13 protein-coding genes are annotated in these 12,347 nt (G+C 57.0%); 8 read left to right on the forward strand and 5 right to left on the reverse strand.

Annotation, left to right across the window (positions count from 1 at the left end; translation table 11 throughout):
* Window positions 1–78: 78 nt before the first annotated feature.
* The 4 genes from ACR0FE_RS00965 (at window position 79) to ACR0FE_RS00980 (ending at window position 3,712) form a co-directional block, all read left to right on the forward strand.
* The gene (locus ACR0FE_RS00965; RefSeq protein WP_480910329.1) at window positions 79–1,080 is read left to right on the forward strand and encodes a DctP family TRAP transporter solute-binding subunit; all 1,002 of its coding nucleotides are present in this window, start codon (window positions 79–81) and stop codon (window positions 1,078–1,080) included.
* 112 nt (window positions 1,081–1,192) lie between these two features.
* A complete protein-coding gene (locus ACR0FE_RS00970; RefSeq protein WP_480910331.1) occupies window positions 1,193–1,870 on the forward strand; it encodes a TRAP transporter small permease in 678 nt (225 codons plus the stop codon).
* Window positions 1,870–3,246, forward strand: a complete 1,377-nt coding sequence (locus ACR0FE_RS00975; protein WP_170616801.1) for a TRAP transporter large permease — start codon at window positions 1,870–1,872, stop codon at window positions 3,244–3,246. The genes ACR0FE_RS00970 and ACR0FE_RS00975 overlap by 1 nt, the downstream gene beginning before the upstream one ends.
* Window positions 3,247–3,400: 154 nt before the next feature.
* A complete protein-coding gene (locus ACR0FE_RS00980; RefSeq protein ID WP_170616804.1) occupies window positions 3,401–3,712 on the forward strand; it encodes a DMT family transporter in 312 nt (103 codons plus the stop codon).
* On the opposite strand, the gene tpiA is transcribed toward ACR0FE_RS00980, so the two are convergent.
* Together tpiA and ACR0FE_RS00990 are read right to left on the reverse strand one after the other, a co-directional pair.
* A complete protein-coding gene (tpiA, locus tag ACR0FE_RS00985; RefSeq protein WP_170616806.1) occupies window positions 3,713–4,462 on the reverse strand; it encodes a triose-phosphate isomerase in 750 nt (249 codons plus the stop codon). It abuts the gene before it with no gap.
* A 196-nt stretch (window positions 4,463–4,658) separates the two neighbouring features.
* Complete coding sequence (locus ACR0FE_RS00990) at window positions 4,659–5,024, reverse strand: HesB/IscA family protein (RefSeq protein WP_170616808.1); 366 nt, start codon at window positions 5,022–5,024, stop codon at window positions 4,659–4,661.
* Between the two features lie 213 nt (window positions 5,025–5,237).
* Between ACR0FE_RS00990 and ACR0FE_RS00995 the strand changes: the two genes are divergently transcribed.
* Window positions 5,238–5,576: a hypothetical protein gene (locus ACR0FE_RS00995; protein WP_170806265.1), complete on the forward strand. Its 339-nt coding sequence runs from the start codon at window positions 5,238–5,240 to the stop codon at window positions 5,574–5,576.
* Window positions 5,577–5,812: 236 nt separating this feature from the next.
* On the opposite strand, the gene ACR0FE_RS01000 is transcribed toward ACR0FE_RS00995, so the two are convergent.
* From ACR0FE_RS01000 to ACR0FE_RS01010, 3 genes are all read right to left on the reverse strand, one after another.
* Entirely contained in the window at window positions 5,813–6,175 is a 363-nt protein-coding gene (locus tag ACR0FE_RS01000) for an SUF system Fe-S cluster assembly protein (RefSeq protein WP_170616812.1), read from the reverse strand.
* Between the two features lie 95 nt (window positions 6,176–6,270).
* A complete protein-coding gene (locus ACR0FE_RS01005) occupies window positions 6,271–6,549 on the reverse strand; it encodes an NfeD family protein (protein ID WP_170616814.1) in 279 nt (92 codons plus the stop codon).
* Window positions 6,549–7,439 carry an SPFH domain-containing protein gene (locus tag ACR0FE_RS01010; RefSeq protein ID WP_170616816.1) on the reverse strand — a complete coding sequence of 297 codons (891 nt, stop codon included), beginning with the start codon at window positions 7,437–7,439 and terminating at the stop codon, window positions 6,549–6,551. Before ACR0FE_RS01010 ends, ACR0FE_RS01005 begins: the two co-directional genes overlap by 1 nt.
* Window positions 7,440–7,613: 174 nt before the next feature.
* Between ACR0FE_RS01010 and ACR0FE_RS01015 the strand changes: the two genes are divergently transcribed.
* The 3 genes from ACR0FE_RS01015 (at window position 7,614) to lon (ending at window position 12,342) form a co-directional block, all read left to right on the forward strand.
* Window positions 7,614–8,525, forward strand: a complete 912-nt coding sequence (locus ACR0FE_RS01015) for a nucleoside hydrolase (protein WP_480910339.1) — start codon at window positions 7,614–7,616, stop codon at window positions 8,523–8,525.
* A gap of 64 nt (window positions 8,526–8,589) precedes the next feature.
* The gene (gene tgt / locus ACR0FE_RS01020) at window positions 8,590–9,720 is read left to right on the forward strand and encodes a tRNA guanosine(34) transglycosylase Tgt (RefSeq protein ID WP_480910342.1); all 1,131 of its coding nucleotides are present in this window, start codon (window positions 8,590–8,592) and stop codon (window positions 9,718–9,720) included.
* A gap of 213 nt (window positions 9,721–9,933) precedes the next feature.
* The gene (gene lon, locus ACR0FE_RS01025) at window positions 9,934–12,342 is read left to right on the forward strand and encodes an endopeptidase La (RefSeq protein WP_480910344.1); all 2,409 of its coding nucleotides are present in this window, start codon (window positions 9,934–9,936) and stop codon (window positions 12,340–12,342) included.
* Window positions 12,343–12,347 lie beyond the last annotated feature (5 nt).

Here is a 12,347-nt window from a genome sequence, read left to right on the forward strand (position 1 = left end):
ATTCGGTTCACTTCGCGTCATGGGGCGCTGCAAGAGTGCCCGATGAAGGGTTCTAGGAAGTCTGGGAGGACAATACAGATGAAAATCCTGACAACAGCTGCAACCGCGCTAGCACTGACCGTGACGGCTACTGCCGGGTTTGCAGCATGCGAAGACGGCGAAATTGTCGTTAAGTTCGCGCATGTGACAAACACCGACAAGCATCCCAAGGGCATCGCTGCTTCGCTACTGGAACAACGCGTCAACGACGAGATGCAGGGCGTCATGTGCATGGAGGTCTATCCGAACTCCACGCTCTACAATGACGACAAGGTTCTTGAGGCGATGCTGCAGGGCGACGTTCAATTGGCCGCGCCGTCGCTATCGAAGTTCGAAAAGTTCACCAAACAGTTCCGCCTGTTCGACCTGCCGTTCATGTTCAAGAATATCGACGCCGTGGATGCCTTCCAGGCCTCGGCGGACGGTCAGGCGATGAAAGACAGTATGCAGCGCCGCGGCCTGCAGGGTCTGGCCTTCTGGCACAATGGCATGAAGCAGATGTCGGCGAACAAACCGCTGGTTGACCCATCTGATGCGGATGGCCTGAAGTTCCGGGTTCAGTCCTCGGACGTTCTGGTTGCGCAGATGGAAGCCATCGGTGGCAGCCCGCAGAAGATGGCATTCTCGGAAGTTTACGGCGCGCTGCAGCAGGGCGTGGTGGACGGTCAGGAGAACACCTGGTCGAACATCTACGGCAAGAAGTTCTTCGAGGTGCAGGACGGCATCACCGAAACCAACCACGGTATCATCGATTATCTGGTGGTGACGTCGGTCGACTGGCTGGACAGCCTCGAGCCGGAAGTGCGTGATCAGTTCCTGACCATTCTGAGCGAAGTGACCGAGACCCGGAACAAGGAAGCCTTTGCCGTGAACGAAGCGGCCAAAGCTTCGATCACGGACGCCGGTGGAATCATTCGCGAACTGAACCCTGATCAACGTCAGGCCTGGGTCGATGCGATGAAGCCCGTTTGGGACAAGTTCGCTGACGATGTAGGTCAGGAAAAGATCGACGCCGCTCAGGCAATCAACGCCGGGTTCTGAACCCGGTCCAGGCCGCGCGTCAGGGGACTGGGGAGTTATCGACGCGCAGGCCGGGCGGGCCGAAAAGGCCCGCCCCAATCCTTCTCAACAATAAAAATGTGGGGACAGATAGATGTCTGGTGCGAAATCCGGCCATGGCGGGCTGGTCGACCATATCGAAGAAACCCTGATTGCGTTGCTCCTGGGCCTGATGACGGCCGTTACATTTGCAAATGTGATCGCGCGTTTCTTCTTTAATTCGAACATATTGTGGGCGCTTGAACTGACAGTGTTCATGTTTGGCTGGCTGGTGTTGCTTGGCGCATCTTATGCGGTGAAGAAGCACGCGCATCTGGGGGTCGACGCCATCCTGAATATGCTGGCCCCGGCACCGCGCCGCATACTGGCGCTGATCGCCGTAGCGTGCTGTCTGGTGTTTTCGCTGCTGCTGCTGAAAGGGTCGTATGACTATTGGGCTGTGTTTGCCGACCTGCCACCCACATCCGGACGCTGGTTCCCGACAGGGTTCGATACCGGAGCGCGCAGCCAGAGTTTCTACGAGGTCGACGATATTCCCATGGTCGCGCCGCTGCGCTTTCTTGAGGGCCTCATCAACTATGGCGAGGAATACGAGAAGCTTCCCAAGGTGGTGCCGTATCTGGTGTTGCCAGTTTCCATGCTGCTGCTGGTGATCCGCTTTTCGCAAGTCGCAGTGCAGATCTGGCGCGGTGAAACCGACCGTCTGGTCGCCAGCCACGAAGTCGAGGACGAGATCGAAGAAGTCCGGGCTCAGCAAGGAGAGCATGACTGATGGATGTAGTTCTTCTTTTCTCGATGGTCATTGGCCTGCTGCTGATCGGTGTTCCGATCGCGGTTGCACTTGGCCTCAGCTCGACCCTGTTCCTGCTGATCTACTCCGACAGTTCGCTCGCTTCGGTTGCTGGTACGCTGTTTGAGGCGTTCGAGGGGCACTTCACTCTGCTCGCGATCCCGTTCTTTATCCTGGCGTCGTCCTTCATGACGACGGGGGGCGTGGCGCGCCGGATCATTCGCTTTTCGATTGCCTGTGTGGGCCATTTGCCCGGCGGGCTGGCGATTGCGGGCGTGTTCGCCTGTATGTTGTTTGCAGCCTTGTCGGGGTCATCCCCTGCGACGGTGGTCGCAATCGGTTCGATCGTTATCGCTGGAATGCGACAGGTTGGGTATTCCAAAGAATTCGCGGCCGGTGTGATCTGTAACGCCGGAACCCTGGGTATCCTGATCCCGCCTTCGATCGTCATGGTGGTTTATGCAGCGGCAGTCGAGGTTTCGGTTGGTCGCATGTTCCTGGCAGGCGTCATTCCGGGCCTGTTGGCCGGTTTGATGCTGATGGTCGCAATCTATGTGATGGCGAAGGTCAAGAACCTGCCCAAGGGCGACTGGAAAGGCTGGGGCGAGATATTCGCATCAGCGCGTGAAGCTGGTTGGGGCCTGTTCCTGATCGTGATCATCCTGGGCGGCATTTACGGCGGTATCTTCACGCCGACCGAAGCCGCAGCGGTGGCCGCGGTTTATGCGTTCCTGATCGCCTGCTTCGTCTACAAGGACATGGGGCCGCTTAGCAGCGAGGGTGACGCGCAGAATATCTCGCTATTGAAGAAACCCTATGCACTGGTCACGGCGCTCTTTCACCCGGATACCAAGCACACGCTGTTCGAGGCTGGAAAGCTGACCGTTACACTATTGTTCGTGATTGCCAACGCACTGATCCTGAAACATGTGTTGACCGACGAACAGGTGCCGCAGCATATCGCCAGCGCAATGCTGTCGGCAGGCCTGGGACCGGTTACGTTTCTGATTGTGGTCAACGTGATCCTACTGATAGGTGGTCAGTTCATGGAACCCTCTGGCCTGCTCGTCATCGTTGCGCCGCTGGTGTTCCCGATTGCCATCGAGCTGGGCATCGACCCGATCCACCTGGGCATCATCATGGTGGTGAACATGGAGATCGGAATGATCACGCCACCGGTCGGCCTGAACCTGTTCGTGACCTCGGGCGTTGCGGGAATGCCGATGATGGGCGTCGTGAAGGCTGCGCTGCCATTCCTTGCGGTGCTCTTCGTCTTCCTCATCATGGTGACGTACATTCCATGGTTGTCGACCTTCCTGCCCAACACCTTCATGGGGCCGGAAATCGTGACCAATTAAACAGCGTCTAAATGACAACGCAAAAATCCGGGCGGCGCGATCCGCCCGGTTTTGTCTTGAAGAACAGAATTGAGTGACTATCTGCCGCTCAGAGGACGACCTCCCCAAAATGGGAAACTCTCCGGGACGACCCGGGCAAAACGAGGTCTCTCATATGCCCTGGATCATTCTGTTAACTGCCGGACTGCTTGAAATCGTCTGGGCCTTTGCCATGAAGCAATCGGCAGGTTTTACCCGGTTTTGGCCCACCGCGATTATGGGTGTGTCGATGTTGGGATCGTTCGCCCTGCTTGCGCTGGCAATGCGGACGCTGCCATTGGGCACAGCTTATGTCGTCTGGACAGGGATTGGCGCCGTTGGCGCGTTTCTGGTCGGTATCCTGTTTCTGGGCGAAGCGGTAACCGCCACGCGCATTTGCGCGGCGGTTCTAATCGTGGCCGGGATGATCACGATGAAGCTTGCCTGATCAGGCGTTTTCAAGCGCCTCGATGATCCCCGAGAAATCGGCGGCTTTCAGGCTTGCGCCGCCAACCAGCGCACCATCGACATTGGAGACGGCGAAAATATCTGCGGCGTTGCTGGGTTTTACCGAACCGCCATAAAGCAACCGGACCGAGCGCCCGACACCTTCGCCAAAGCGGCGCTCCAGACGCGCGCGAATAAAGTCGTGAACCTCTCCGATCTCGTTCAGAGTGGGAACTTTTCCGGTTCCGATGGCCCAGATCGGCTCATACGCGACGATCAGGTTTTCACCGGTCGACTGATCCGGAATAGACCCCGACATCTGGCCGCCAATAATATCAAGCGTATTGGCGGCTTCGCGTTGTTCCAGACTTTCACCAACGCAGATAACGGTCTTAAGACCGGCGTCCATCGCGACGCGGGCTTTGGCACGAATGTCCTCATTCTGTTCGGAATGATCCTCGCGTCGTTCCGAATGCCCCAGAATGACGGTCGTTGCGCCAGCGTCGACCAGCATGTCGGCGCTGATATCGCCGGTGTGGGCGCCGTTCGGGGCCGCGTGGCAATCTTGGCCGCCGATAGTAATGCCGGTTCCCTGCGTCGCCTGCGCGGCGCGGTGAACCAGTGTGGCCGGAGGGCAGATCAGAATATCGACAGTTGGGGCAGGGTGGGTGCTGGCCAGCACCTCAAGCTCGCCCAGCGCTTCGCTGGTTCCGTTCATTTTCCAGTTTCCAGCCGCCAGCTTGCGCCGCATCCCTGCACCTCTTCATTTTGACATCATTTCATTTTCGGATAGCACCCTACGCCCCACCTGACAATTCCGCGCAAGGGGTGCTGGACGGTCAAACGCCGGAAATTCCGTCTGCGCCAATACATACGGCACACCTGTTCAATAGGTGGCCGGAAACCCGGGAACCTTGGGGAGAATGTTGATGCGACGCACAGACGCCTTATCGCTGTTCAGTCAGCGCCTCGTCGAACTTGATCGACTCGCCGCAGCCGCATGCATCAACAACATTTGGATTGCGGAACTTGAAGCCGGACTCCAACAGAGTGACCTCGTAGTCGATCTCGGTCCCGAATAGAAACATTTGCGCCATGGGCGCAATCATGACCCGTGCACCGTCCTGTTCGACAACCTCGTCGTTAGGGTCCGCCTGATCCACATAGTCCATGGTATATTCCATGCCGGCGCATCCGCCTTTTTTCACGCCGATGCGCAGCCCGGCATGTCCGGCCGAGGCCATCAGACGAGCAATCTGCTCGGCCGCCTTGGGCGTCATGGTTACAGCCTGTTTGCCAGGAATGCCAAACATCAGGGGATCTCCGTCGTCGCGTTGACACTAATTTAGGGCTTTCGATCACCGGGCTCAAGTGAGCGCGGCCTATGATTGCGAAGATTTGCTTTGAAACGGCCGGTATGCGGGCACCGGTCGCCTTGCACCAGCGCAGCTGGCGGGATTAGCCTGATCCGAAGGGGCAACAGATATCCGTCCTTCGGTTCAACAACAATCACGAGGTTTGCAAATATGGCAGTGCGGTCAAAATATCTGAAATCAAATGCGCCGCTGGCGCTGTTGGGGCTGAGTTTTGCCGTTTTGGCTGGCACTGCGTGGGCTGCGTCGGACGGGCCCAGACACCCTGTCAATTGCGCAACCGCTGAAGGCGATCTGCGCGCGATTGCCTCAGAAAAAAAGCATGCCGAAGACAAGCAGTTGGAAAGTGTGGCGGCAATTACGCCTGCGGGCGCATTGCTTGGACTGGTTACCGGCACCGAAGGCAAAAGACTGCAAATGCTGTCCGGAGATTACGTCAAGCAATTGGACGATAGGGCAGCAGAGATCAAATCGACCTGCGGCAATCAGTAAATTGCAGTCTACCCTGAACGATCTGGACCGCCCTCGGGCAAGAGCGGTCCAATATTTGGGCCGGAGATTTCAAGGAGGGCAGGCGATCCAGCAGCCCGTGCGAACGACAAATGGAATGCACTATTTCGTCGACACACCGATTTGTTGCGCAGGTGTATGAAAGTTTTGCTACAGCCGTGTAACAGTTGGATGACTTTTTGACGACAACAGATTGTTTTTTGAAGATAATTCTCTGGTCACATAAATCCGAGTTCCAGTCGGGCTTCGTCAGACATCATTTCCATTCCCCAGGGTGGCTCCCAGGTCAGTTCAACGTCGACTTCCTTGATGCCGGCAACAGGCTCAACGGCTTCAACGATCCAGCCCGGCATGTCTCCGGCGACGGGGCAGCCCGGTGCGGTCAGGGTCATGATGACTTTGACTGCATTGTCCTCGGCAATCTCGATTGTGTAGATTAGCCCGAGATCATAGATATTCACTGGAATTTCAGGATCATAAACCGTTCGGCATGCCTCGACCACGGCCTCGTACAAGGGGTGTTCGATGGTCGAAGGGGCAATCAGCGGCGTGCCTTCAAACTGTTCACTGGGATGCGTCATTCTTGCCTCGGGTTTGTTACCTGAGAAAATATATAGGGAAAGGCCGGACCAGCGTCCAGTGCGGCAATGGCGCCCGCCTTGGGCGCCACCCCCGTTCAGTCATTGATATCGTGGTTGAACGTTTTGACCTGACCATGGGGCAGCGCGAATATGCGCCGAAGAACCAGCCAGGACACCAGCGACAACACCGCGAAGATCAGCAACAGTATCGGCAGCGAGGGCGTAAGCCCCGGTAAAATCAGCAGGATACCCGTGATTGCTGCACCGATGGCAAAGCCAAGAAAGATGAAACCCGGCAGCACGATTTCAAGGATTCCCAAGGCCAATGCGGCGGCCATCCAGATCCACCAGGTCAGCCAGAAGGGATCTGCCATCATTTTGCTCCTTTCAGCATCTTGAACGCATCACCGAAAGCCTCAAGGGCGTTTGCCGGCACGACGATCGTCTGTTTTCCGGTCCCGTTGCCCAATGCGTTAAGCGATTCGACCTGTTTCAGAGCGACCTGATATTGAGCGGCCTCGATACCGTTGTCCTGAATTGCCTTGGCAACGACACCGGTCGCATAAGCCTCTGCTTCGGCTTGAATACGCCGCGCCTTGGCGGTTTGTTCCGCCGCATAAAGTTCGGCATCGGCCTGCAGTTCAACAGCGCGCTTCATCCCTTCAGCTTCGGTAACCTGAGCCCGGCGTGCGCGTTCGGCATTCAGCTGCTGCAGCATGGCGTCACGGGTCGCTTGGTCCAAATTAACGTCCAGAATTTCGGCGCGGGTCACTTCGATACCCCAGTCATCGACGGCTGTTTCGACACTTTCCTGGATTTGGGAGATCAACTGGGCGCGGTTCGACTGTACTTCATCCAGATCCATTTTGCCGATCTCAGCGCGCACGATACCTGCCACCGTGGTCGCAATCGCACCGTCGACGTCACGGATTCGGTAGACTGTCTTTTCAGGCTCAAGAATGCGGTAGAACACCGATGTATCGATCTGGACCAGAACGTTATCCTTGGTGATTGCATCCTGCGTTGCGTTTGGAAGCTGACGTTCAAGAATGGATATTTTGTGGCGCGCAACGTCCAGGAAAGGAACGATAAAATTGATTCCTGGCCCCAAAACCGAGTGCAACCGACCGAAGCGTTCAATCACGAACTTTTCGGATTGCGGGACGATCTTAATGCCCTTCAGGATGACGATTACGATTAGGGCCGCCGCCAGCAGGTAAATGATGTTCGATGAAAGCAATCCGATGATCTGATCTTCGGTCATTTCTGTCCTCTTTATTGTGTACTATGGTATACACTTGGGGGTTGAGTCGCCCGATTTCAACTCTGGTATGGACAGATTGGACTCGGATGCAAACCAGTGAAGGCGTCGAAGTTCGAGGGAAGACAACAGATGTGTCCGCTTTGCATCCCGTCCTGATTGCGGTATCGGGCGCATATGAAACTGATTATCGACACAGATCCGGGAATCGACGATGCGATGGCTATTGCCTACGCCGCCGCCGCGCCGGAAATTGACCTGATTGGTCTGACGACCATTTTCGGAAACACGCATGTGCATCAATCCAGCCGTAATGCGCGGTTTTTGCTGCACAAACTCGGCCTTGATGCTGCAGTTGCGGAAGGCGCAGCCTTTCCGCTTGAGACGGACGCACATGTGCCGTCCGAACATGTCCACGGGCCGGAAGGGTTCGGAGACCTGACGGAAATCCCGCAGATCGGCGAAAACCATCCCCTGCCAGCGGCGGAATTTCTGGTCGAAATGGCACGCGAACACAAAGGCGAACTGGTCGTTTGTGCGGTTGGTCCGTTGACCAACATCGCCGATGCGATGCGCTTGGACCCGGAGTTTTCCCAAAATCTGGGTCGGCTGGTGATCATGGGGGGCGCCGTGTATTGCCCCGGAAACATCACCGCCCACGCAGAAGCCAACATTTACCACGATGCCCGAGCGGCGGATTTCGTTTTTGAGGCCCCCCCGAATACGGTTCTGGTTGGATTGGACGTCACGCTGAAGACCTTGTACCGGGGCGCGGATTTCGATGCGCTGGCCGAAAAGTCAACAGATATGGGCGCTTTTTTGCGCGACATTTCAAAGTTCTACCTTAAGTTCTATAAGGAAGTCGGTGGGCTGGAAGGATGCGGGTTGCACGACTCGACCGCCGTAATTGCATGCTCTCACGAACCGATGTTCGACATGGTCGAGACAGGCCTGCGCGTGATCGTCGGTGGGGAGGAAAACGGTGCCACGCGGCCGGATCCCTCGCGTCCCGCAGTTCGCGTTTGCAGGGATGTCGACGGCGAAGGCGTTGTGGCGTTGTTCACGGAGCGCGTTGTCACTTTGCCCTGACGGGTTGCAAAGGGCAGGCGGATCAGGCAAATCCTGCCCGGTTCAGCGACCCCGAGGCGACACAATGACAGACCGTTTTTCCTTTGATCTGAAGGCCACCGACGGCAAGGCCAGAACCGGCGTGATCTATACCCCGAGGGGTGAGGTTCGCACGCCTGCTTTCATGCCGGTCGGGACAGCCGCGACCGTAAAGGCGATGATGCCGGAAAGCGTTCGCGCCACCGGGGCCGATATCCTGTTGGGCAATACATACCACCTGATGTTGCGCCCCACCGCTGAGCGGATCGATCGCCTTGGCGGATTGCACAATTTCATGAACTGGGAGCGGCCGATCCTGACGGACTCGGGCGGATTCCAGGTCATGTCGCTGGCCGGGCTGCGCAAGCTTACGGAAAAAGGCGTGACCTTCAAATCCCATGTCGATGGGTCAAAACATGAATTGACGCCCGAGCGGTCAATGGAAATCCAGCGGCTCTTGGGATCGGACATCGTGATGTGTTTCGATGAGTGCCCAGCGTTGCCGGCCGATCGGCACCGCATCGCAGAATCCATGCGCCTGTCGATGCGATGGGCCGACCGGTCGCGCGAGGCGTTTGGGGACCGTCCGGGCCATGCACTGTTCGGGATCATGCAAGGTGGGCTGGAACGCGACCTGCGCGAGGAAAGCGCCGAGGCATTGAAGAAAATCGGCTTCGAAGGCTATGCCGTCGGCGGTCTGGCCGTGGGCGAGGGGCAGGAAGCCATGTTCGACTGCCTTGAATACGCGCCGGACTATCTTCCCTCGGACAAGCCCCGTTACCTGATGGGGGTTGGCAAGCCTGACGACATCGTGGGTGCCGTCGCACGCGGGATCGACATGATGGATTGTGTGCTGCCGTCGCGGTCTGGGCGAACAGGGCAGGTTTTCACCCGTCGCGGTGTGGTCAACATCAAGAATGCCCGTCACGCGGACGACCCGCGCCCGCTGGATGAAGCGTGCGGTTGCCCGGCCTGTTCAAACTACTCGCGCGCTTACCTTCACCATGTTTTCCGTTCGAACGAGATGATTTCGGGGATGCTGCTGACATGGCACAATCTGCACTATTTTCAAGAGATTATGCAGGGAATGCGAGACGCGATTTCCGAGGGTCGGTTTGCGGCTTGGCAAGGTGACTTTCACGCGCAGCGTGCGGAAGGGGATATTGAGCCTGTTTAGGCGGCAAATCCGGTTGGGTTTCAACAAAATTCGTGGATATGTCCGCGCGACGCCTTGCAGTCGGTAAATCATCCGGTCATTCTGATTGCCGACAAACGGCGATGAGGTTGAAAACAGGCGGTCAGCGCCCCACCTTTATCGTCCAAGACAGGAGATGGCCAAAGGTTGCCTTTCTAGGGACCAGTGCCGTCTTGCCAATGATAAGGATTGAGCATGCAAGAGCCTCTGAATTCCTCATACCCCGTACTGCCTTTGCGCGACATCGTGGTTTTTCCGCACATGATCGTGCCGCTGTTCGTGGGGCGGGAAAAATCCGTCCGTGCACTGGAAGAAGTGATGCAGGACGACAAGCAGATATTGCTGTCCAGCCAGATTGATCCGGGTGATGACGATCCCACCATCGAAGGGATTTACCAGTCCGGCGTTCTGGCGAACGTGCTGCAACTGCTGAAGCTGCCCGATGGCACCGTCAAGGTGCTGGTTGAAGGGCAGGCACGCGTGCAGATCACCGAGTTCCTGGAAAACGAAGATTTCTTCGAAGCCCGTGCGGAGTATCTGACCGAGATACCCGGCGATGTGACCACGACCGAGGCGCTGCTGCGCACCGTTGCGGATGAGTTCGAGCGCTATGCCAAAGTGCGCAAGAACATTCCCGAAGAAGCGCTTGCAGCAGTTGGCGAGACAACTGAGCCCGCCAAGCTGGCTGACCTCGTGTCGGGTCATCTGGGCATTGAAGTTGAGCAAAAGCAGGAGTTGCTGGAAACTCTGTCCGTCAGCGAAAGGCTCGAAAAGGTCTATGGCCTGATGCAGGGCGAAATGTCGGTTCTGCAGGTCGAGAAAAAGATCAAGACCCGCGTCAAATCCCAGATGGAGAAGACGCAGCGCGAGTATTATCTGAATGAGCAGATGAAGGCCATTCAGAAGGAACTTGGCGATGGCGAAGACGGCAGCAATGAAGTTGCCGAACTGGAAGCCAAAATCGCCGAGACCAAGCTGTCGAAAGAGGCGCTGGAAAAGGCGGAAGGCGAGCTAAAGAAGCTCAAGAACATGTCGCCGATGTCCGCCGAAGCGACCGTCGTGCGCAACTATCTGGACTGGATTCTGTCGCTGCCGTGGGGCACCAAGTCCCGTGTCAAAAAGGATCTGGGCCGGGCGCAGGATATTCTGGATGCCGATCACTATGGGCTTGAGAAGGTCAAGGAACGGATCGTCGAGTATCTCGCGGTGCAGCAGCGTTCGAAGAAGCTGAAAGGTCCGATCCTGTGCCTCGTTGGCCCTCCGGGTGTGGGTAAGACCTCGCTTGGTAAATCCGTTGCTAAAGCCACGGGGCGCGAGTTCATTCGCATCTCGCTGGGCGGTGTGCGCGATGAATCCGAAATCCGCGGTCACCGTCGCACCTATATCGGTTCGATGCCCGGCAAGATCATCCAGGCGCTGAAAAAGGCGAAGACCACGAACCCGCTTATCCTGCTCGATGAAATCGACAAGATGGGGCAGGACTTCCGTGGCGACCCGGCTTCGGCAATGCTGGAAGTGTTGGACCCGGAACAGAACAGCACGTTCATGGACCACTATCTTGAAGTGGAATATGACCTGTCGAACGTGATGTTCCTGACCACGTCGAACAGCTACAACATGCCCGGGCCTCTGCTGGACCGGATGGAGATCATCCCGCTGGCCGGCTACACAGAAGAGGAAAAGAGCGAGATCGCCAAACAGCACCTGATCGGCAAACAGGTCAAGAACCATGGTCTGAAAACCAAGGAGTTTGATCTGACTGACGAGGCGCTCCAAAAGATCATTCGCATCTACACCCGTGAAGCCGGGGTGCGGAACCTGGAACGTGAAATCGCCAAAGTGGCGCGGAAATCGCTGACCAAGATCATCAAGAAAGAGGCTGAATCCGTCACGGTGACGCCGGACAATCTTGATGAATTCCTGGGCGTGCCGAAGTTCCGCTATGGTCTTGCTGAGCAGGACGATCAGGTTGGTGTTGTTACCGGTCTGGCTTGGACCTCGGTAGGGGGTGATCTGCTGCATATCGAGGCGCTGAAACTGCCCGGCAAAGGGCGGATGAAGACCACCGGCAAGCTGGGCGACGTGATGAAGGAATCCATCGACGCGGCCTCGTCTTACGTGCGGTCGATTTCACCTCAGATCGGTGTGAAACCGCCCAAGTTCGACACGTTGGATATTCACGTGCACGTTCCGGATGGGGCAACCCCCAAGGACGGTCCTTCGGCCGGTTTGGCGATGGTAACGTCGATCGTATCGGTCCTGACCGGAATTCCGGTGCGCAAGGACATTGCCATGACGGGCGAGGTGTCGCTTCGCGGGAATGCAATGCCGATTGGCGGTTTGAAAGAAAAGCTGCTAGCTGCCCTGCGGGGAGGCATCAAGACGGTGCTGATCCCGGAAGAGAACGAGAAGGATCTAGCGGACATTCCGGATAACGTTAAGGAAGGCCTTAAGATCATTCCGGTCAAGCATGTCTCGGAAGTTCTGGAACAGGCACTTGTTCGCGCGCCAGATCCCATCGAATGGGACGAAGCGGCCGAGGAAGCAGCGGCAGCCGCCGCCAAGGCACCCGAAAGCACCGGACCGTCGGCGACTGCACATTAAGTTAC

Source organism: Ruegeria sp. K7 (genome assembly GCF_056531785.1).